Origin of the sequence: Bradyrhizobium cenepequi, assembly GCF_020329485.1 — a bacterium.
Lineage (GTDB): Bacteria > Pseudomonadota > Alphaproteobacteria > Rhizobiales > Xanthobacteraceae > Bradyrhizobium > Bradyrhizobium cenepequi.
This window is the reverse complement of sequence record NZ_JAGKJI010000027.1, coordinates 60,522-79,637: the sequence shown is the minus strand read 5'-3', so window position 1 is coordinate 79,637 and position 19,116 is coordinate 60,522. Positions and strand designations below refer to the sequence as shown.

20 protein-coding genes and 1 pseudogene are annotated in these 19,116 nt (G+C 64.8%); 6 read left to right on the top strand and 15 right to left on the bottom strand.

The features are described 5' to 3' along the window. Nucleotides 1-26: 26 nt before the first annotated feature. The 5 genes from J6497_RS25515 to flgF form a co-directional block, all read right to left on the bottom strand. Complete coding sequence (locus J6497_RS25515; protein ID WP_225707035.1) at nucleotides 27-1,586, bottom strand: glycosyl hydrolase family 79 N-terminal domain-containing protein; 1,560 nt, start codon at nucleotides 1,584-1,586, stop codon at nucleotides 27-29. Between the two features lie 347 nt (nucleotides 1,587-1,933). Then, entirely contained in the window at nucleotides 1,934-2,686 is a 753-nt protein-coding gene (gene flgH / locus J6497_RS25510; protein WP_225707034.1) for a flagellar basal body L-ring protein FlgH, read from the bottom strand. 5 nt (nucleotides 2,687-2,691) lie between these two features. After that, nucleotides 2,692-3,756 carry a flagellar basal body P-ring formation chaperone FlgA gene (gene flgA, locus J6497_RS25505; protein ID WP_225707033.1) on the bottom strand — a complete coding sequence of 355 codons (1,065 nt, stop codon included), beginning with the start codon at nucleotides 3,754-3,756 and terminating at the stop codon, nucleotides 2,692-2,694. Nucleotides 3,757-3,769: 13 nt separating this feature from the next. Beyond that, a complete protein-coding gene (gene flgG, locus J6497_RS25500) occupies nucleotides 3,770-4,558 on the bottom strand; it encodes a flagellar basal-body rod protein FlgG (RefSeq protein ID WP_225707032.1) in 789 nt (262 codons plus the stop codon). A 16-nt stretch (nucleotides 4,559-4,574) separates the two neighbouring features. Further along, nucleotides 4,575-5,339, bottom strand: a complete 765-nt coding sequence (flgF, locus tag J6497_RS25495; protein WP_225707031.1) for a flagellar basal-body rod protein FlgF — start codon at nucleotides 5,337-5,339, stop codon at nucleotides 4,575-4,577. A gap of 389 nt (nucleotides 5,340-5,728) precedes the next feature. Here flgF and fliL point away from each other — a divergent pair, with 389 nt between their 5' ends. The 4 genes from fliL to J6497_RS25475 are packed head-to-tail and all read left to right on the top strand — an operon-like array spanning nucleotide 5,729 to nucleotide 8,649. After that, complete coding sequence (gene fliL / locus J6497_RS25490) at nucleotides 5,729-6,220, top strand: flagellar basal body-associated protein FliL (RefSeq protein WP_225707030.1); 492 nt, start codon at nucleotides 5,729-5,731, stop codon at nucleotides 6,218-6,220. 2 nt (nucleotides 6,221-6,222) lie between these two features. After that, a complete protein-coding gene (fliM, locus tag J6497_RS25485) occupies nucleotides 6,223-7,419 on the top strand; it encodes a flagellar motor switch protein FliM (RefSeq protein ID WP_225707029.1) in 1,197 nt (398 codons plus the stop codon). Nucleotide 7,420: 1 nt separating this feature from the next. After that, nucleotides 7,421-7,882 carry a DUF6468 domain-containing protein gene (locus tag J6497_RS25480; RefSeq protein ID WP_225707028.1) on the top strand — a complete coding sequence of 154 codons (462 nt, stop codon included), beginning with the start codon at nucleotides 7,421-7,423 and terminating at the stop codon, nucleotides 7,880-7,882. Continuing rightward, the gene (locus J6497_RS25475) at nucleotides 7,879-8,649 is read left to right on the top strand and encodes a MotE family protein (protein ID WP_225707027.1); all 771 of its coding nucleotides are present in this window, start codon (nucleotides 7,879-7,881) and stop codon (nucleotides 8,647-8,649) included. Before J6497_RS25480 ends, J6497_RS25475 begins: the two co-directional genes overlap by 4 nt. Nucleotides 8,650-8,678: 29 nt before the next feature. On the opposite strand, the gene J6497_RS25470 is transcribed toward J6497_RS25475, so the two are convergent. The 8 genes and pseudogenes from J6497_RS25470 to J6497_RS25435 form a co-directional block, all read right to left on the bottom strand. Then, nucleotides 8,679-9,200: a DUF1269 domain-containing protein gene (locus tag J6497_RS25470; RefSeq protein ID WP_225707026.1), complete on the bottom strand. Its 522-nt coding sequence runs from the start codon at nucleotides 9,198-9,200 to the stop codon at nucleotides 8,679-8,681. 122 nt (nucleotides 9,201-9,322) lie between these two features. Then, nucleotides 9,323-9,526 (bottom strand): DUF3551 domain-containing protein, encoded by a 204-nt coding sequence (locus tag J6497_RS42060; RefSeq protein ID WP_225707053.1) that lies wholly within the window; start codon nucleotides 9,524-9,526, stop codon nucleotides 9,323-9,325. Between the two features lie 64 nt (nucleotides 9,527-9,590). Continuing rightward, entirely contained in the window at nucleotides 9,591-9,794 is a 204-nt protein-coding gene (locus J6497_RS25460) for a hypothetical protein (protein WP_225707025.1), read from the bottom strand. 132 nt (nucleotides 9,795-9,926) lie between these two features. Next, nucleotides 9,927-10,184 carry a hypothetical protein gene (locus J6497_RS25455; RefSeq protein WP_225707024.1) on the bottom strand — a complete coding sequence of 86 codons (258 nt, stop codon included), beginning with the start codon at nucleotides 10,182-10,184 and terminating at the stop codon, nucleotides 9,927-9,929. A gap of 276 nt (nucleotides 10,185-10,460) precedes the next feature. Continuing rightward, nucleotides 10,461-10,745: a DUF1488 family protein gene (locus J6497_RS25450; protein ID WP_225707052.1), complete on the bottom strand. Its 285-nt coding sequence runs from the start codon at nucleotides 10,743-10,745 to the stop codon at nucleotides 10,461-10,463. A 42-nt stretch (nucleotides 10,746-10,787) separates the two neighbouring features. Continuing rightward, nucleotides 10,788-11,078: pseudogene (locus J6497_RS25445) on the bottom strand (hypothetical protein); the annotation flags it as partial. Further along, the gene (locus J6497_RS25440; RefSeq protein ID WP_225707023.1) at nucleotides 11,071-11,340 is read right to left on the bottom strand and encodes a hypothetical protein; all 270 of its coding nucleotides are present in this window, start codon (nucleotides 11,338-11,340) and stop codon (nucleotides 11,071-11,073) included. The pseudogene J6497_RS25445 and the gene J6497_RS25440, both read right to left, overlap by 8 nt. A gap of 144 nt (nucleotides 11,341-11,484) precedes the next feature. Beyond that, the gene (locus J6497_RS25435; protein WP_225707022.1) at nucleotides 11,485-11,739 is read right to left on the bottom strand and encodes a DUF3551 domain-containing protein; all 255 of its coding nucleotides are present in this window, start codon (nucleotides 11,737-11,739) and stop codon (nucleotides 11,485-11,487) included. Between the two features lie 143 nt (nucleotides 11,740-11,882). Here J6497_RS25435 and J6497_RS25430 point away from each other — a divergent pair, with 143 nt between their 5' ends. Both J6497_RS25430 and J6497_RS25425 read left to right on the top strand, forming a co-directional pair. Next, complete coding sequence (locus J6497_RS25430; RefSeq protein ID WP_225707021.1) at nucleotides 11,883-15,680, top strand: tetratricopeptide repeat protein; 3,798 nt, start codon at nucleotides 11,883-11,885, stop codon at nucleotides 15,678-15,680. A 259-nt stretch (nucleotides 15,681-15,939) separates the two neighbouring features. Beyond that, on the top strand, nucleotides 15,940-17,175 hold the full coding sequence (locus J6497_RS25425) for a YbfB/YjiJ family MFS transporter (RefSeq protein WP_225707020.1): 1,236 nt from the start codon (nucleotides 15,940-15,942) through the stop codon (nucleotides 17,173-17,175). A gap of 2 nt (nucleotides 17,176-17,177) precedes the next feature. On the opposite strand, the gene fliP is transcribed toward J6497_RS25425, so the two are convergent. Together fliP and J6497_RS25415 are read right to left on the bottom strand one after the other, a co-directional pair. Next, the gene (gene fliP / locus J6497_RS25420) at nucleotides 17,178-17,930 is read right to left on the bottom strand and encodes a flagellar type III secretion system pore protein FliP (protein WP_225707019.1); all 753 of its coding nucleotides are present in this window, start codon (nucleotides 17,928-17,930) and stop codon (nucleotides 17,178-17,180) included. Beyond that, nucleotides 17,927-18,868: a flagellar biosynthetic protein FliO gene (locus J6497_RS25415; protein ID WP_225707018.1), complete on the bottom strand. Its 942-nt coding sequence runs from the start codon at nucleotides 18,866-18,868 to the stop codon at nucleotides 17,927-17,929. Before J6497_RS25415 ends, fliP begins: the two co-directional genes overlap by 4 nt. Nucleotides 18,869-19,116 lie beyond the last annotated feature (248 nt).

Genomic DNA, 19,116 nt, shown 5'->3' with positions numbered 1-19,116 from the left:
TGCAAAGGTGCTCGGCGTCTCCGGCCCTATCTGCAGGCGGGATTGGCCGCGTCCACGATCGAGAGAAATGTGATGCTGGTCGGAGCCAGCTCGATGCGTGACGCCGTGACCACCTCGCCTTCCAGCACAGGCAATTGATCATCCGCAGCGAGCTTCATCTCGCGGCCATTCAGGCGTACGCGCGCGCTGGTGAGATTGGCTGCGGTCAGGGTATAGCGTCGTGCCGGTCCGGAAAGCGCGAGCGACCGCGACGCCGCCCGATCGGTATTGATGGCAAGCAGCGCCACGCCGCCTGGTTTGCCCCGCAGGCAATGCGCGTAGAGATATAATCCCGGCACCGCCGCCGAGCCGGCATCGAGGACGGCCGTGCCCATCAGTTTTCGCCAAAGCAATGCCGTCCAGTAGTTCGGGCGCGGCGTGAAGTCTTTCTCCTCCAAGAGGCCGTAGTCGCTGGCGGCGAGCGTGTTGTGCATGACGACTTTCACCTGGCGCTTGGCCATGCGCCCGAGCGTGTCGAGATAACGAAAGCTATCGAGGAAGGTCGAGCTCCAGGGATTGCCGCCGCAGGCGGCATCCGCCGTTTCCGTGATCCACAGCGGCTTCCCGGGCGCGAACCGGTCGCGCAAGTTTGCGTAGAAGGACGCCATACGGTCGATGCCGGACAACCAGTCTTGCGAAAGCGCCTTGCTGTCGCGCACCGCAGCCGATGGCATCGTCTTGCTGCAACGTGGCGAGAGCGCTCCGTAATAGTGGAACGAGATCGCGTCGAACACGGGCCCGGCTGCTGCCAAGAGCTTCTCACTGCCGACCGCATCGCCTGATCCGCCTGTGCTCACGGTGCCTGGACCAAGTAGCATCGTCTGCGCTGAGGCATGGTTGAGGAACCGCGCGAACACGGCAATGTCGCGTCCGAAGCTCGCGGCGTCATAGCCGGCCGGAGCGCCGCCCATGGCGGCGAGGTCTGGCTCGTTCATGAATTCGGCCGCAGCGATATTGCCCCCGAGCGCTTGCGTCGCCGCGATCAGCTTTTCCGCCTGCACGGGCGTCCAAACGCTGCTGCCGTTGCGCGTGCCTGCGCCCGTCGCAAAGGAGGTCACGAGCCTTGCGTCCACCGCGCGGGCAAAGTCGATGACGCCTTTCCATTGGCTGTGTGTCAGCACGCCGTTGAAGCCCGGCGGCGGCGACCGCGCGCTGTCATCGGTGTCGTTGAAATAAGTGGTGTTGGCCCAGGTGCCGCTCACGCGCAAATAGGCCGGCCCCAGCGCCGCGGCAAGCTTGCGCAGGCGTGGATTGGCGAGATCGATCGGCCTCCGATAGGCGTACATCGCGGGATCCCTGCCGGCGGGAACGCCATCCGCCTTCGAAGGTTTGCCCTGATCGGCATAGGGCCGCCAGAAGTGACCGCCGGTCACCTCGACCATCTCGACATTGTAGGATTGAAAACGCGCGTCGATCGAACCAATGCGCGCCATGGTCGCCGGCGTGAGCGCAATGCTCGGGTCGGCGGAAGCCGGCGACGGCCAGCACAGGATGGCCAAGGCGACGCCCAGCAAGACGCGTTGCACCGGGTGAGGCCGAACGCTCATTTTGCCTGGCATCCTACAATTCTACACCAAAGCGATGAGAAGGGTGAGCTTGCATCCGCGATGGACGCTGCGCTCCCTCTCCCGCTTGCGCCGCTTGCGGGAGAGGGTTGGGGTGAGGGTGTCTCCACGATCGGATCAGCCGTGGGGAGAGAGCCCGGCGCGGAGCCTGTACTCGGACGGCGCGAAGCACCGATCCGGGTGCGCCGACCTCTCCCGCAAGCGGGAGAGGTGAAGTGACGGCAGCCAAAAAAGCCGCAGCCCTCGCCAGGGGAGCTAGCGAGGGCCACGTTGGTACACTTCATTGCGTCTAGGTTCGCAAGTGAAGTGTGGGAGCTGGTTTGAAAGCGTCAGAACGGGAGCAGCACATCCATCACCTGCTGGCCGTAGCGGGGCTGTTGGACGTCGGTGATCTGGCCGCGGCCGCCATAGGCGATACGGGCCTGGGCGATCTTGCTTGAATCGATGGTGTTGTCGCTCTGGATGTCCTCGGGCCGCACGATGCCCGCGACGATCAGTTCGCGGATTTCGTAGTTGACGCGGATCTCCTGCTTGCCTTCGACCACGAGGTTGCCGTTCGGCAGGATCTGCGTGACCACCGTGGCGACGCTGGTCTGCAAGGCTTCCTGGCGGTTCACCGAGCCCTTGCCGTCGCTCGAGGAGGTCGAGTCGGTGGTGAGAATGCGGCCCGGCAGGATTTTTTGCGCCTGCGTGATCGTTTGCGCGCCGACGAAGTCGGTGACCCCCGAATCTTCCTTGCTGGTGCGGCTGCGCTGGGTCTCGTTGGCGATCGCGGCCCTGTCGGTGAAGTTGACCGTCACCGTCAGCAGGTCGCCGACGCGCGCGGCGCGCTGGTCCTTGAAGAAGGCTCTGGAGCCGTTGCGCCACAGCGAGTTCGGGCTGTAGGAGGCCACTTCCGGCTTCGGCATCGGCATCTGCACCGGCTTGTAGCCGGGCTGCGTGGTCGGATTTTCGATCGCGGTCAGCTTCGGCTGTTCGCCGATCTGGGAGAGGCGGTCGATCGAGGAGCAACCGCTGGCGAGGATGCCGAGCGTGAGCAGGGCGCCGGTGAGGACAAGGCGGTTGATACGGTAAGCGGACATCACGGTTACTCGGCTTTCGGGGCGACTGAACTGACGTTGGCAACGGCGACCGGGCTCGCCTGCTCGGCGGGCGCGAGCGAGGCGGTGGGTTCAAGGGCAGGTGCGGCGCGCGGCGGCGTGATCGAGACCTGGCCGCGGCCGGTGACGACGCCGGAGACGACGCGCTTGGACTGCAGGTTCATCACGCTGACGACATCGCCTTCGGTGCCGCCCTCGAGCGCCTTGCCGCGGATCGTGAGATAGAGCCCGGCGGCCTGATAGATCAGCGTCACGCTCTGGTCGCGGGTGACGAGATCAGGCCTGACGAGATCGGCGGTCTTCAGCGCCTGTCCGGCGCGGAGCTGGCGACGGGCCTGCATGCCGACGGTATTGGCGCGGACGGCGAGGTCGGCGCCGACCTCGGCCTTCGGGCGGCGCTCGAGCAGCACGTCCGAATGTTTCAGCACTTCGCCGCGCTCGACACTGCGCGCCAGCACGGCGGCTTCGACGGTTTCGATCGCGGTGCCGGTGAAGCGCAGCCTGGTCGGCGCGGCGCCGGTCTCGTTCGCGATCTCGAACGTGATGTCGAAGCAGTTGTTGCGCGGATCGTAGCGGAGGGCGATCGGCTGCAGATTGCCGGAATTGGTGGCTTCCAGCCTGATATCGCCAACGTCGCGGTCGAAGTTGATGGTGAGATTGGCGGCCTCACCAAGGCCGTTGCGGCGCTCCAGCGTGCGGGCGACCGCAAGCTCGATCTCGTGCCGCTCGATCGCGCGCGCAGCGCGCGTCACCGAAATCTCCTTGAGGTCGCGGGTGTCGACGCCGATCACCTGATGGGTGCGCAGCGTGGCGAGCACTTGCACAACCGGCAGCGTGCCCGTGGTGCCGAGGTCGGGTGCGCGGTAGATCGGCGTGGCGCCGAAGCTGCCGGCGTTGTCGACGAGGTCGCCGATGCGGACGATGTCGCTGGTAATGGTGACGTTGGCGCGCAGCGTCGGCGGCGCGATGACGTCGCTGCCGTTCTGCGCGACTGCATTGGAGGCGGACGCCGAAAAGAGCAGCGCGGCGAGGAGAAGCGAGCGGGCGAACATGGTCACTCTCCCCTCAGCGGAACAGGTTTGAGGTGGATTGCAGCATCTGGTCGGCGGCGCTGATCACCTTGGCGTTCATCTCATAGGCGCGCTGGGCGGCGATCAGGTCGGAGATTTCCGAGACCACCTCGACATTGGCCTGTTCGAGGTTGGACTGCTGCATGTCGCCGAACCCGTCGGTGTTGGCGACGCCGTCCTGCGGCGTGCCGGAGGCCGGCGTGTCGACGAACAGATTGTCGCCGATCGGCTGCAGGCCGGCCTTGTTGATGAAGCGTGTCAGCCCGATCTGGCCGACCAGGGTCGGCGTGGTCGAGCCCGGCAGGATCACCGTCACCTGGCCCTGCGCGTTGATCGTCAGCTGCGACGAGTTCTGCGGGATGGTGATGGTCGGCTGCACCGGGTTGCCCTGGGCGGTCACGATGCGGCCCTGCTGGTCCATCATGAACGAGCCGTCGCGAGTGTAGGTGTAAGTGCCGTCGGGCATCTGGATCTTGAAGAAACCCTCGCCGCGGATCGCAACGTCGAGATCGTTGCCGGTTGGCGACAGCGTGCCCTGGCCCATCAGGCGCGGCGTGCCGACGGTCTTGACGCCGCCGCCGAGGTCGATGCCGACGGGCAGGATCGTGCCCTGGTCGGAGGCCTGCGAGCCGACGCGGCGCACGTGGTCGTAGATCAGGTCCTGGAACGCGGCGCGTTGCTTCTTGTAGCCGGTGGTGCGCAGGTTCGCGATGTTGTTGGAGATCACCTGAACGTTGAGTTCCTGTGCCGCCATGCCGGTCGCTGCAGTGTAGAGAGCGCGCATCAATCAAACTCCTCTATCAGGCGGGCACATCGGCGAGCTTGTCGATCGCCGATTTGTGCAAATCGCTCTGCTGCTGCAGCAGCGCGGAGATCTGGGTGTAGGTCCGCGTGATCTCGATCATGCGGCTCATCTCGGTGACGGAACTGACGTTGGACTTCTCGATGAAGCCCTGGCGCAGCCGCGAGGTGGTATCGGGCGCGGCCGGGTTGCCTTCGCCGGCCGAATAGAGGTTGTTGCCTTCCTTCAGGAGCTGCTGCGGCTGCGCGAAATTGACCACGCGCAGCTTGCCGCGGATGGAGTCGATGCGGCCGGTGCCTTCGAGCACGGTGACGTAGCCGTCGGCGGCGATGCTGATGTCCTTGTCGGTCTGCTGGAACACGATCGGGCCGGCATTGCCGAGCACGGGATAACCGGACTGGGTGACGAGCTGACCCTGGTTGTTGACCGTCAGATTGCCGTCGCGGGTGTAGCGCTCGCCTTCGGGCGTCTGCACCACGAGGAAGCCCGAGCCGTCGATCGCGACGTCGAGCGGGTTCTTGGTCTCCTGCGTCGGTCCTTGCGAGAAGTCGTGGAAGGTGGCGCGGTCCTGGACGAAGGAGACGCGGCGGTCGGAGGGGGCAAAATTGTCCTCGTGCGCGCCGGACCTCAGGAATTCCTGGAACAGCGAGCGGTCGGCCTTGTAGCCGTTCGTCGTGATGTTCGCGATGTTGTTGGCGACGACATCCATCTGCCGTTCCAGCACAACCTGCCGCGATAGTCCGACCAGAAGCGTGTTCTGCATCGGCGGTTCTCCCCTTCGTGGACGGTCCCTTGGGAAGAGGCTCTCCCAAACCTCGCACCCTCGGACCTCGTGAACCTTTGGGTTCTCCCAAACCCGCCGGTTCGCATTGTCTTCAGCGAAAGCCGTGCCAAGTCGGAAAGTGACGATCTTTGAGGAGGTTAGGTGTCCAGCCCGGGGGCGGAGAGGGCGGCAGAAAGGTCTTGTTGACCATGTTTGCCCGGCAGTTTTTTCCTAGTTGAGCGGCAATTGAAAGAAACCGTTAACCATTCTTACCCTAGCGTTGCGGCGTATTAGAGCGCGCGTGCGCTGGCGGCATTGGTATTGCGTTCTTGAAGGGCTTGGCTGGGGCAAATCGCGTTCGTCTCCGATCTCTTTGAAGCGGGCGGGCGATGGCGGACGAGGACAAGGCGGAGGGCGGCGCCGAGGGCGAGGCCGCCGCTTCGAAGAAGGGCAAGCTCAAGCTGATCATCGCCGCCGTCGGCTTCCTCGCCATTCTTGGCGGAGGCGCCGGCTGGTTCTTCTTCATGCGCGGCCATGGCGAGGAGGCGCATGCCGAAGCGCCGCCGCCGAAGCCGCCGGCCTTCGTCGAAGTGCCCGACATGCTCGTCAACCTCGTCGGCGCGCCCGGCGAGCGCATCCAGTATCTGAAGGTCAAGCTGGTGCTGGAGGTGAAGGAGGAAAAGCAGGTCGAGGCGATCAAGCCGTCGCTGCCGCGCGTCACCGACTTGTTCCAGACTTACCTGCGCGAACTGCGCGCGAGCGACCTCAACGGTTCGGCCGGCCTGTTCCGCCTCAAGGAAGAACTCACCAAGCGCGTCAACGCGGCGCTCTCGCCCAACCAGGTGAACGCGGTGCTGTTCAAGGAAATCGTGGTTCAATAGCGATGGCCGGCACCGACCAGATGGACCAGGATGCGATCGCCGCCCAGTGGGAGGCGTCGCTCGATTCCGAGGATCCCGCGGCAGCCGCGGAAGAAGCTGCCAAGAACGAATTGTCGGAGACCATGGCGCTGCAATGGGCGGCCATGGTCGAGGACGGCAGCCGCGACTTTGGCACCAAGAACGGCGGCGAGCGAGTCCTCTCGCAGGAAGAGATCGACAACCTGCTCGGCTTCACCGTGGGCGACGTCAATCTCGACGACCATTCTGGCATTCGCGCCATCATCGATTCCGCGATGGTGTCGTACGAACGCCTGCCGATGCTGGAAATCGTGTTCGACCGCCTGGTGCGGTTGATGACGACGTCCCTGCGCAACTTTACTTCCGACAACGTCGAAGTCTCGCTCGACCGCATCACCTCGGTGCGCTTCGGAGACTACATGAACTCGATTCCGCTGCCTGCCGTCTTGAGCGTGTTCAAGGCCGAGGAGTGGGAGAATTTCGGCCTCGCCATGGTCGATTCGAGCCTGATCTATTCGATGATCGACGTGCTGCTCGGTGGCCGAAGAGGGCAGACCTCGCTGCGCATCGAGGGCCGGCCGTATACCACGATCGAGACCAACCTGGTGAAGCGCCTGATCGAGGTCGTGCTGGCGGATGCCGAGCAGGCGTTCCGGCCGCTGTCGCCGGTGAGATTCAGCATCGACCGCCTCGAAACCAACCCGCGCTTTGCCGCGATCAGCCGTCCCGCCAACGCTGCGATCCTGGTGCGCCTGCGCATCGACATGGAGGATCGCGGCGGCAATATCGAACTGCTGCTGCCCTATGCGACCATCGAACCAATCCGCAACGTGCTGTTGCAGATGTTCATGGGCGAAAAGTTCGGCCGCGACCCGATCTGGGAGGGACACTTCGCAACCGAAGTGTCGCAGGCCGAGATCTCGGTCGAAGCCGTGCTCTATGAAGCCGACATTCCGCTGAAGCACCTGATGAAGCTGAAGGTCGGCGACACGTTGCCGCTCGACATCCGTGCGGACTCGCTGGTGTCGGTGCGCTGCGGCAACGTCACCCTGACCGAGGGCCGCATGGGCCGCGTCGGCGACCGCGTCGCGATCCGCGTCAGCAAGAATTTGCGCAAGCCGAATACCACCTTCGCGATGTTCGAGAAGGCCGACGAGCAGACCAAGATGATGGAGGCATAGTTTGAATCATTCCCTCGGAATTGCGATCGAAAGTCTGGTCGCGGTGCTCCTGATGCTGACGATCGGCTATTGCATGCTGCTCAACAAGCGCCTGCAGCGGCTGAAGGCCGACGAGCACTCGCTGAAGGCCACCATCGCCGAACTGATTACGGCAACCGAAATCGCCGAGCGCGCGATCGGCGGGCTGAAGCACACCGTGCGCGACGTCAACGAGAACCTCGGCAGCCAGCTCACCGCGGCGACGCAGATGTCGGCGCAACTGAAAGGCCATCTGTCCGAGGCCGATGCCATGATCCGACGGCTGTCGAGGATCTTGCAGGCGGGACGGCCGGTGATGGAGTCTGCGCCCGCCGCAGCAACCGCATCCGCACCAGTAGCGCCGAAGATGTCGCCGGCCAAGGCGGTGGCGGCGGCTGCTGAAGCCTTCACCGAACGCAGAAGGGCGGGCGGTTTGGCTGCATGAGTGCGTTCCGCGACATCCGTGTCATCCCGGTCGTGCTGGTCGCGATCTTCGGCCTTGTGGTGCTGAAGGTCGCGGGCCTCGTGCTCGATGGCGGCTATGTATTCGACTACGATCCGCAGTCGACCAAGCCATCATGGGCGCAGGAGATGCTGAATTTCCCGGGAGGAAAGAACAAGGGAGACCCCAACGACATCACCGGCTCCGTGCAAACCAAGGAGAAGAAGGAAGAGCCGCCCGTTGCCGTCGATCCGCCGCCGCAGCCGGATGGCGTCGTGGTGAATCCGAACCTGCCTCCGCAAATCTCGGCCTCCGAGCGCGCGATCCTGGAACGGCTGCAGCAGCGCCGCCAGGAACTCGATGCCCGCGCGAGAGAGATCGAGATCCGCGAAAGCCTGTTGAAGGCGGCCGAGAAGCGCATCGAGGCGAAGGTGGAGGAGGCCAAGGCCACCGACGCGAAGAACAGCGTCGCCGCGGCGCAGAAAGCTGAAGCCGACGCCGCGCGTTTCAAGGGCATCGTCACGATGTATGAGGGCATGAAGCCGAAGGACGCAGCAAAGGTCTTCGACCGGCTGGAAATGAGCGTGCTCTACGAGATCGCTTCCCAAATCCAGCCGCGCAAGATGGCCGACATCCTCGGCCTGATGCAGCCCGAAGCAGCCGAGCGGCTCACTGTCGAACTCGCCCGCCGCGCCAGTCCCGACAAGCTGCAGCCCACCGCCGACCTGCCCAAGATCGAGGGCAAGATGCTCGCGCCGAAGCTGAACTGACTTCGGTCGCGCGCATCGAGCCAGGCTTGTTAGTCACCCGGTGAGGGTTGGGCTGGAACAGCCGCTTGCACGCCGGCCAGGGCCGCGCGCAACGCCTCTTCCTTGGTATGGTCGAGAGACGTCCTCAGCACGGTCCCGCCTTCGCCCTTGAGGCCTTCGAGCACCTTGTCTCCGGTAACCTTGCGCGCGAGAATGAACAGGGCTGCGGTTCCCGGCTGAATGGCAGCCGCCGTCTCCTTCATCCAATTATCGTTGATCCCGACGTCAGTCAGATATCCGCCGAGCGTGCCGCCAGCTGCGCCAAACGCGGCTCCTGCCAGCGGCATCAGGAAGATCAGGCCAATCAGGGTGCCCCAAAAAGCGCCAGAGACAGCGCCGGCGGCCGTGGTGTTGATGAGCTGGTTCAGCTTCAGCTTGCCTTCGGTGTCCTTCACCGCGATCACGGCATCGCCGAGTTCGATCAGGTACTCCTTCTGCATGGCCAGCAATTTCTGACGAACTTCTTCCGCCTTGGCCTCGGTTGGAAATGCGATCACGACAAGATCACTCATCTGCAGTTCTCCTCTATGGCCGCCGACTTTATTGCGTCTCTATGACCATCTGAATGCAAAGCAAATGACGGAGAGCGCCATTGATTTACATCAACCATGGCGAGTAGAGCGTAGCACGTTGTTCAATCTGTGGCTTCGCCCGTTTGTGCAAACGGGACGGGGAACTCGCCTGCTGGTAACGGGGCTTGGCCGGCGCCTTCCTGCCTGCGCCCGCGAAACGGGTTGGCGAAGCATTCGGCTAAGTGGCCCGACGCCGATGCTTTGCACTGAGCCATCGATGTATCGCCGCACCCGATGGCGCGGCCGTTGATGCTGTCGACCTTCATGCGGATCATACCTCAGCGCCTGGGCGCGCTCTGGTGCATCCACAGGCGGCCGTACCCGGAGTCGCTAGGCGAACAAGCGGTCTGTCGCTTTATCGAGCCGCTTATCCGAACCGCTCGCATCGCTCAGATGACCAACCAGCTCTCCGGATAGCCTGTAGATGTTGATCCCTTTGAGGTCATAGAGCTTCGTACCGTTGCGGTCGAAAATTTCTCGACCGACTACGACGCCGACGTGAATACCTTTGCTGTTGAATATATTGCCCTTCATAGGAGCCTCCTTGCTTGCGAGGCCAACCGTGCGACCGCTGCTCTGTTTGGCCGGTGTATCAGAGCCGCTCCTTATCGTGCAGCCTCAGCTCGCCGTCGAGCAGCCCTTGCCGAGCAGAGGCTGCACAATGGCTCATTGATTTGGCTTCGTTGAGGCCGCACCGGGATCAGCAATCGTCTCCCAGTGGTTGCCGCAGGCGGAACACCGCCACTTGTTGACAACCCCGGTGGGCGAATAGGTCGAACGGATGGGGGCGGTAATGAGATGTCCGCAGATGCAGGTATTGGTGCCGTGTGAGGGCGAGCGTCTTGGCTCGTCGCGAACCATTCTGGAGGCCCAGCGGCGCTCGAACTTTTGTTCAAAATGTAATGGATAGATTGTGGAACTCATGGGGCTCCCTCCTATTGGTGGCGGGAGCGCGGCACAGTCTCTCAGTCACTGCAGCCTTCTTCACGATCAGTGATGCCAGCAAGATAAGACGTAAGCCATCCGATGGCTAGGTCGATGCCCGTAGAATCTTTTGCGCTCTCCTAGGGCAGGGATGTTGATGCGCCCGATCGATCGCGTACGTTCGTTTGTACGTCACGCGCTCGCGGTCGTCTGGAACATGTAGCGCGGTCGCTAACCGGGACAGCAGGACTTTCCTATATGTCGTGAGCGTACGTTCTATCGCGGTTTTCGGAAATCGATGCTGCGCAGGACGATACCGGGCGGCGTTCCCTCGAACTCGGTCGCCTGGTATTTGCCGTCGGCGCAGGCCTCGATGCGGTCGCGAAGCCGCATGAATTGCGCTTCGCGTTGGGTCGCCTTCGCCCGCACCACGCCTTCCAGTTCATCCATCGCAGAGGTCGAGACTGCGCAAGGGATCTCCTTCTGGCCGTCGAGCATCGAGAACAGGACGACCATCCTGTCGTATTCATAGCTGATGAAGCGGCTTTGCCTGAGCGTCATGTGACCTACTCCCTGAGAGCGGCACGGCGATCGTGCTCCTCCTTGCCCGGTCAGCCGTGCAAAATCCTCAAGAATCGCAGCGACGAGATCGCGATGCCTGGTATCTTCCGGTGGCAGGCTCGCCGCATAAAGGTCGAGTATGTAACGCGCCTTGGTAGCTGCTTCCGGCCACGACGCGGCGGCAACCAACAAGAGGTCGTTTTCGAGCGCAGTCTGCCGCTCGCGCGATTCCAGCGCATGGCTCTCGATCTCTACCAACTCACGACGGATATCTGTCGCTTTTTGCGCCGCCATGCCTCGATGGCTGTCGAGGTCAAGCGGCTTGTCAGTCATGAGACGCGCTCGCATCGATACGCTGCGCGTCCGCGAGATCGACAGAGCCGATCGAGACCATTTCCATCGCCAACCCGCGCCCGTGTTCCGCGGGTACGATTATCATGGTGGCGACGCGGCGGAACGCCTCAAACGAGAGGCCCTCGATCGTCTCCTCGTCGGTGATGACCTCGTAGTTGCCGGCGGCCAACGGGCGGTCGATACCTCTGATCCGAAACGGGTGTTTGAAGGTGACGACTTCTCGTCGGGAGCGGATGGTCATGCGCGCATGCCTTTCACGAAAGCGCCTGCGCAGGCGCTGCCCCGAAACAGCATGCGCCCTTTAAGCCCTAATAGCCATCCCTTTCTTGCTTTCCGCACGCGGCGAATACAAACCGCCGCCGCTCGTCGCAAACAGGGAATTTGCCTACCGCCGACGGCCTCTGGCCGGAGCCTTCTTGCCTGCGCCGGCGAAATACGGGTTGGCGAAGCATTCGGCTGCGCGGCCTGACGCCGACGCTTTGCACTGAGCCAGCGATGTATAGCCGCACCCGATGGCTGGGCCGTCAATGCTGAAGACCTGCATGCAGATCGGGTAACGCGGATCATAGGTCTGCGCCCGGGCAGGCAGCGCCACCAGGATTGCGCCGATCACCAGGATCGCCCGACCCACTGGACGCATCGGAATCTCCTCAGATCCGCAAATCAAAATCATCCCTAATTTAGATATTTAACAACTCCTTAAGCGAGCCAATTCAAGATTCGGGTGCGGGGCGGCGCATTCGTGCCTGCTTCGACGCTTGAGGGCTGAAAGACGTAACTGGCATGGCGCGACGGGCTGCCGCTGGACTGGGGTCGCATGGCCGCGCTATGGCGCGGGCGGCGTATCTTTGCCTGGGCCGGCTACTGCCGCTTGCCGCGCTCCTGATCTCGCTGATGCTTGCCTCCGCCGCGCGCGCCGACGATCCGGTCAAGGGCGTGGCGACGTTCTCGGCGGCCAACGGCTTTGCGCGGCTGGTGTTCAAGCTCGCCGAGGACGTCGAAACCGAAGTGTCGACGGCCGGCTCGATCGTCGTGATCCGCTTCAAGCGGCCGGTCGATATCCCCGTGGAGAAATTGGCGGATGCAGTGCCCGATTATGTCGGCATGGCACGGCGCGATCCGGACGGAACGGCCATCCGCCTGTCGCTGTCGCGCCGGGTGACGATCAACACGATGACCGCGGCCGAGCGGATATTCATCGATTTCCTGCCCGACGGCTGGGCCGGACCGCCGCCGCCGCTGCCCACGGATGTGATCCGCGAGCTGGCCGAGCGCGCCCGTGCCGCCGAGCGCGCATTGCGCGCGCAGCGGGCGGCGGACGCTGCCAAGAAAAAGCCGCCGGTGCGCGTGCGCGCCTCGGTGCAGCCAACCTTCGTGCGCTTCGTGTTCGAGATTCCCGACGGCGTCAGCGTGTCCTCGGTGCTGAACGAGCAGAAGCTGACGCTGTTGTTCAATAGCGTGCTCAGCTTCGACCTTGCGGATGCCAAGGTGGCGGCGCCGCCGAACGTCGCCTCGATCAACCAGCGCTCCGACACCGACACCTCCGCTGTCGATATCAACCTGATCGGCGAGGTCGACGTGCGTTCCTTCCGCGAGGACAAGAATTATGTCGTCGACGTGGCCTTCCAGCAGCCGGAAAAGCCGGCGGTGGATGGACACGCGTCCAACATTCCGCCCGCGCCGGCAAAGCCGCTGGTCGCCGTGGCGGCCGGGCAGGGCAAGGCGATCAGGCAGGCCGCGCCGCTGCAGCAGCCGGCGCCGATCGCGCCGGTGACGTCAGAGACGTTCGCCGAGCAGGCCAAGATCGCCATCAAGCCGGAGCAGGGCGCACATGCGCCGCAGGCAGAGCCCGCCGCAGCGCCCGAGAGCACGGCGCCTGCGGCCGCGAAGGCGCAGACCCCAGCCGCCGAGATACCCGCGCCTGCGCCCGAAAAGGTTGCGCAGGAGGCGCCTCCGGCTCCGCCTCTCGTGCAAGCGGCGCCTGCCGAGCCGCCGAAGTCCGCAGCAGCCCCCGCCAACGAGGCTTCGTTGTCGCCTGCGCACGCCGCGCCGAAACAGGCTGCGGCTGAACCGCTGCCGAATGCTCGCGCTGAAAAGCCGGTGAAGGTCGATGCGCAGCGTGACAGCGATGGGTTCCGCGTGACGTTCACCTTCGCAAAGGCGACGCCCTCGGCGTTGTTCCGCCGCGCCGACGCGGTGTGGCTGGTGTTCGATTCCCTTGAGCCGGTCGATGTCGCGCCGATCCGCGACAAGGCCGGCGCTATCATCTCCGACGTCAGCCGCTTTCCGCTGGACAAGGGACAGGCGATCCGATTCCGCCTCAACCGCCCGCAGATGCCATCGCTGGAAGCTGACGACCGTTCCTCCGGCACAGGCTGGACGGTGACCTTCGCCGACCGGGTGCAGAAGCCGCCGCAGCCGTTGATGGTGGTGCGCAATGTCAGCGATCCCACGCTCGCCAATGTCAGCGTGCCCCTGGCCAATCCCGGACAGTTGCACCGGCTGGTCGATCCCGACGCCGGCGACATGCTCTGGGTCGTGACCGTGCCGCCGCCGGCGCGCGGCTTCATCCGTCGGCAGGATTTCGTCGAGCTATCGCTGCTTGAATCCGTCCACGGCCTCGTGGTGCATCCGAACTCCGACGACGTGAAGGCCGAGCTCGGCGCGGACAAGGTGGTGCTGGGACGTCCGGGCGGACTGACGCTGTCATCGGCCGACGTCGCCGCCGAACGCGCCACCGCCGCGGTCAAGCCGCTGTTCGATGCCGAGGAATGGAAGAAGAACCAGTCTGAGAACTTCCTGAGGCGGCTCGACGAACTGATCGCGGCCAGCGCTGCGGCGACCACCTCGCCCGAGCAACTCGCACTGGCGCGGCTCAACCTTGCCAAGTTCTATGTCGCGCACGCCATGTACGAGGAAGCCCATGGCGTCGCCAACCTGATGCTGTCGGAGAGCAAGCGCGGCGCCGAGGATCCGTCCGTGCTGATGATCCATGCCGCCAGCAGCATCATGATGGGCCGGCCTGAGCGCGCGCTCAAGGATCTCGCCAATCCGGTGATCGGCAACGGCTATGATTCCCAATTGTGGAAGGGGCTCGCTCTTGCGCGCGAGGGCAAATGGACGGATGCGCGGGAGAAATTCAAGAACGCGGAGTTCTCGGTCGCGACGCTGCCGCCGGACCTGCAGCGCGTCGTCATGCTGGAGTCAATGAAGGCCGCGCTCGAGGTGAAGGATTTTGCCGGCGCCGCGCGCCGCCGCAGCGAGCTCGAAGTGATCGGCCTGCCGAAGGAATTGAAGCCGGCCGCCGCGGTTCTGCGCGGCCGCCTCGCCGAAGCGCTCGGCTATGAGAAGGATGCGCTCGACGCCTATCGTTTCGCCGCAAACTCGCCTGACCGGCAGGCCGCGGCCGAAGGCAAGCTGCTTGAAGTCATCCTGAAGCAGAAGCGCGGCGAGATCGCGCAAGGAGAGATCCTGCGCGAACTCGAACTGCTCGCGGTGATGTGGCGCGGCGACAGCATTGAATTGCGCACGCTGCAAATCCTGGCGAAGATCTATTCCGACACCGGCCGCTATGCGGAGGCGTTCGCGGCCACCCGCGCCGCGACCAAGCTGCGGCCGAACTCGACGGAATCGCGGCGAGCGCAGGATGCGGCTTCCGCGCTGTTCGCCCAGCTTTTTCTTGGGCCCTCCGGCGACAGCATCCCGCCGATCGATGCGCTCGCGATGTTCTACGAATATCGCGAGCTCACGCCGATCGGTCGCCGGGGCGACGAGATGATCCGCCGCCTGGCAGACCGCCTCGTCGGCGTCGACCTCCTGGATCAGGCCGCCGAGCTCCTTCAGTACCAGGTCGACAAGCGGCTGGAGGGCGCAGCGCGCGCGCAAGTCGCCGCACGCCTTGCCATGGTCTATCTCACCAACCGCAAGCCGGAGCGCGCAATCGCGGCGCTGCGCTTGACCCGCATCTCCGATCTGTCAGGCGAGTTGCGCCAGCAGCGGCTGCTGCTCGAGGCGCGCGCACAGAGCGATGTCGGTCGGCATGACCTTGCGCTCGACATCATCTCGAACATTCCCGGCCGCGAGGCGATAAGGCTGCGTTCCGACATCTATTGGGCGCAGCGGCAGTGGCGCGAAGCTTCCGAGCAGATCGAACTTTATTATGGCGACCGCTGGCGCGACTTCACGCCGCTGAACGCGGCCGAGAAGGGTGACATCATCCGTGCGGTGATCGGCTATGCGCTCGCCGAGGATGCGATCGGGCTTACGCGCTTCCGCGAGAAATATGCGCCGCTGATGTTGGGCGAGGCCGACCGGACGGCGTTCGACATTGCAGCCAAACCGGCCGCCGCCAACAGCGCCGAATTCTCCCAGATTGCCAGGATGGCCGCCAGCGTCGACACGCTCGACGGTTTCATCCGCGACATGAAGCTCCGTTTCCCCGACGCTACCGCCCGCGCGCCGCTGCCCGATCCGATCGCAACCGGCGCCGTGCCCGGCACGAAGGCCGATGTCGAGGCGTTACCTGCGATCGTCGGCATCAAGCGCGCCAGCGCGGCGCTACGAACTTCTCCTTCCCCCTGAAAGGGGGAAGGTCGGGATGGGGGGTCAGCCACGGGCGCTGGCGCTCGTGGAGAGACCGGATCCCCACCCGGCTTGCGCTGAAGCGCAAGCCGACCTCCCCTTTTCAAGGGGAGGTGAAGCGCCGTTCGCAAACATTGATGCGGCGCTCGCGGATTGCGCGGCACTGAGCGGAGCGCCGTCTATCGCCATCGCTGCAGATGATCGCTGACATCACGACTAACCATTTCTCCTGCGGCGGCCGGACGCTTAACGCATATGCATGTCAAGCACCCAGGCTCACCGTCATCCGCATTCAGCCGCGGCCGATCATCATCATGAAGGCGGGCCGGTCTGGCTGTCGGCTGCGGCGGGACTTTGCGCCTCGCTGGTCGGTCTCGGATTGGCGCGCTTTGCCTACACGCCGCTGATCCCGGCGCTGATCGCGGCAAAATGGTTCAGTCCGGCTGACGTCGTCTATCTCGGCGCGGCCAATCTTGCCGGCTATCTGGCCGGCGCGATTGCAGCACGCGAGATCGGCGCTCGGGCCGGGGCGGTGCGCTCGCTGCGCGCCATGATGGTGCTTGCATCGCTCTGCTGCTTTGCCTGCGCGGTGCCGATCTCGTTTGCCTGGTTCTTCGTGTGGCGCTTTCTTGCAGGCCTTGCGGGAGGCGTGATCATGGTGCTCGCGGCGTCGACGATCCTGCCGCATACGCCACCGAACAAGAAGGGCGTGGTCGGCGGCGTGATCTTCGCCGGCGTGGGGTTGGGCGTTTTGGCATCCGGTACGCTCGTTCCGCTCTTGCTGAGGCAGGGGCTGCAGGAAGCCTGGTACGGCCTTGGAATATTGTCCGTGCTCTTGACCTTGGCGAGCTGGAAAGCGTGGCCGGCCGAGCTTCGCGACACGAAAGCCGCAGCCCACCATCGCGCCGCGTCGCGGCCGCGATCGCTGGCGATTCGCGCGCTGTATGCGGAGTATGGCCTCAATGCCGTGGCGCTGGTGCCGCACATGGTCTTCCTGGTCGACTTCGTGGCGCGCGGGCTCGGGCAGGGGATTCCGGCCGCTTCACAGTACTGGGTGCTCTACGGCATCGGTGCAATCGCGGGTCCTCTCGTGACCGGGCATCTCGCCGACCGCGCCGGGTTCGGCCCGGCGCTGCGCGTTGCCTTCTTGATGCAGGCGATCGCAATCGTGTTGCCTGCGGTCAGCGCGGCTCCGGCAGCGATGATCGTCTCGAGCGTCATCGTCGGCGCCTTTACCCCAGGCGTGGTGCCGCTGACGCTCGGCCGCATCCACGAACTCGTTCCGCACAACAGCGCCGAGCAGGGTGCCGCCTGGGCGCAGGCGACCACGAGCTTCGCGCTGTTTCAGGCCGGCGGCGCTTATGGCCTGTCCTACTGCTTCGAGCAGACCGGCGGCAACTACGCGCTCCTGTTTATGATCGGCGCGGCCGCCATCACCACCGCACTCGCCGTCGATCTCGTGGTCGGCCTGCTAAACGGCCCCGCGCGCTCCTAGCGCTATCCCCCGTAGCTCTGCACCAGGCTGCCGGCGACGAGCGACCAGCCGTCGACCAGCACGAAGAAGATCAGCTTGAACGGCAGGGACACCACGACCGGCGGCAGCATCATCATGCCCATCGACATCAGGACGGAGGCGACCACGAGGTCGATGATGAGGAACGGCAGGAACAACAGGAAGCCGATTTCGAAAGCGCGCTTCAGCTCGGAGATCATGAAGGCAGGCACGAGGATGCGCAGCGACATCTCTTCCGGGGTCGCCGGCGGCGGCTCGCCGGAGAGATCCATGAACAGCTTGAGATCCTTCTCGCGCACGTTCTTCTGCATGAAGCCGCGCAAGGGGACCGAGGCGCGCTGCAGCGCTTCCTCGACGCTGATCTGGTTGGCGACGAGCGGGCGGATGCCGTCGTCATAGGATTTCTGCAGCACCGGGCCCATCACGAACGCGGTGAGGAACATCGCCAACGCGATGATGACGGAGTTCGGGGGCGCAGTCGCGGTGCCGAGCGCCGTGCGCAGCAGCGATAGCACCACGACGATGCGCGTGAACGACGTCATCATGACCAGGATCGACGGCGCGATCGAGAGCACGGTGAGCAGCGCGATCAGCTGGATCGCGCGCTCGGTGACGCCGCCATTGCCCTGGCCGAGATTGATGCTGATGTCCTGCGCAAGCGCAGGCGCCGCCAGCGAGCTGGCGGCGATCAGGACGGCGGTGAATAAAACTCTACGCGGGAACCTCGGCGGCCTCACGAAGGGTTCTTCGGGCGACCGAGCAGGGAAGCCATCTCGTCTTCGAGATTCTCAAAGCCGCTCTTCTGCGGCGCGGGCGAGGGCGGTGGGGGTTCGCTGCGTGCGGGGCGCGGCGCGGGCGCCTGCTCGGGCGCAACCGGCGGCGCGGCGGCTTCGCTCGTCGGACGGCGCAGCGCGGCCTCGAGCCGCTGCGCCATCTCGGCGAGATTCGCGTCGGCGCTGGACGTATCCGGCGGCGGCGGAGGCGGGGGCGGCGGTGCCGCGGCGCGCTCGGGGGTGCGGAGCGGCGCGACCTTCGGCTCGGCCGTGCGCGGCGGGCGCGGGATCAGGGGCTCGGAGCGCTCGGCGGTGCGGGGCACACGCGGCGGGATCGGTTCGCTGCGCTCGGGACGGCTGCCGATCGGCTCCGGCGTGAAGCCGGCGAGTGGATCGCGTCGCTCCGGCAGCGGCGGTGCGGCCGGGCGGCGGAGTTCTTCGGCAAAAGAGGGGCGCGCAGTCCGCGGCGGCGGCTCCGGCATCGCCGGCTCCGGCGTATCGAAAATATCGGTGCGGGCACTTTCGGCCTCGGCCCAAGCGGTATCCGGAAGCGGCGCAACCCGCGGCGGCGGCTCGACGCTGGCGACTGCCGGACGTGGTGGCACCTGATCGCGGGCCGCCATCGCGCGCACGATATTGGGTTCGATGACGATGTCAGTGGGACCGCCGATCATCAGGAGATGCTCGATATTGTCGCGGCGGACCAGCACGAGGCGCCGCCGCCCATCGACCGCGGCAGCATCGATCACCGCCAGCCGTGGCATCCGCCCGCGGTTGGCATTGGCCCCGAGGCGGTTGCCGGCAAAGCGGCGGACCAGCCACGCCGCCAGACCGATCAGCGCCAATACGGCGATGAACGCAAAGAGGAACCACAGGATCTGCATATTACTGTCCCCGGCCATCTGGCCCTGCTTTCATGCTGGCTTCGACGGATGCGGGCTGAAGCGATCCGCTTTCCACGCGAATCACGCCCGAGATCAGCCTTATTTCTTAATTCCCCACGACAGTCACGCCGCCCATCTTTACTAATAGACCAAGAATCGATTGTTCCAAAACGACTTCTGAGCCCGCCCGAGCGCGCTGGTTAATGCAGCGATCGTGGCAAAAATGCGCACTTCCCGGGGATTCGCAGGTTGTCCGCCGCGCGCCC

Excerpts from the sequence above, each read along its gene's own strand:
- J6497_RS25470 (WP_225707026.1), bottom strand. The coding sequence starts at position 9,200 with ATGAGTGATCTTGTCGTGATCGCATTTCCAACCGAGGCCAAGGCGGAA.
- fliM (WP_225707029.1), top strand. The coding sequence starts at position 6,223 with ATGGCCGGCACCGACCAGATGGACCAGGATGCGATCGCCGCCCAGTGG.
- J6497_RS25415 (WP_225707018.1), bottom strand. The coding sequence starts at position 18,868 with ATGGCCGGGGACAGTAATATGCAGATCCTGTGGTTCCTCTTTGCGTTC.
- J6497_RS42060 (WP_225707053.1), bottom strand. The coding sequence starts at position 9,526 with ATGAAGGTCGACAGCATCAACGGCCGCGCCATCGGGTGCGGCGATACA.
- J6497_RS25435 (WP_225707022.1), bottom strand. The coding sequence starts at position 11,739 with ATGCGTCCAGTGGGTCGGGCGATCCTGGTGATCGGCGCAATCCTGGTG.
- J6497_RS25475 (WP_225707027.1), top strand. The coding sequence starts at position 7,879 with ATGAGTGCGTTCCGCGACATCCGTGTCATCCCGGTCGTGCTGGTCGCG.
- J6497_RS25425 (WP_225707020.1), top strand. The coding sequence starts at position 15,940 with ATGTCAAGCACCCAGGCTCACCGTCATCCGCATTCAGCCGCGGCCGAT.
- J6497_RS25455 (WP_225707024.1), bottom strand. The coding sequence starts at position 10,184 with ATGAGTTCCACAATCTATCCATTACATTTTGAACAAAAGTTCGAGCGC.
- flgF (WP_225707031.1), bottom strand. The coding sequence starts at position 5,339 with ATGCAGAACACGCTTCTGGTCGGACTATCGCGGCAGGTTGTGCTGGAA.
- J6497_RS25450 (WP_225707052.1), bottom strand. The coding sequence starts at position 10,745 with ATGACGCTCAGGCAAAGCCGCTTCATCAGCTATGAATACGACAGGATG.
- J6497_RS25460 (WP_225707025.1), bottom strand. The coding sequence starts at position 9,794 with ATGAAGGGCAATATATTCAACAGCAAAGGTATTCACGTCGGCGTCGTA.
- flgG (WP_225707032.1), bottom strand. The coding sequence starts at position 4,558 with ATGCGCGCTCTCTACACTGCAGCGACCGGCATGGCGGCACAGGAACTC.
- J6497_RS25515 (WP_225707035.1), bottom strand. The coding sequence starts at position 1,586 with ATGAGCGTTCGGCCTCACCCGGTGCAACGCGTCTTGCTGGGCGTCGCC.
- fliL (WP_225707030.1), top strand. The coding sequence starts at position 5,729 with ATGGCGGACGAGGACAAGGCGGAGGGCGGCGCCGAGGGCGAGGCCGCC.
- flgH (WP_225707034.1), bottom strand. The coding sequence starts at position 2,686 with ATGTCCGCTTACCGTATCAACCGCCTTGTCCTCACCGGCGCCCTGCTC.
- J6497_RS25430 (WP_225707021.1), top strand. The coding sequence starts at position 11,883 with ATGGCGCGACGGGCTGCCGCTGGACTGGGGTCGCATGGCCGCGCTATG.
- flgA (WP_225707033.1), bottom strand. The coding sequence starts at position 3,756 with ATGTTCGCCCGCTCGCTTCTCCTCGCCGCGCTGCTCTTTTCGGCGTCC.
- J6497_RS25440 (WP_225707023.1), bottom strand. The coding sequence starts at position 11,340 with ATGACCATCCGCTCCCGACGAGAAGTCGTCACCTTCAAACACCCGTTT.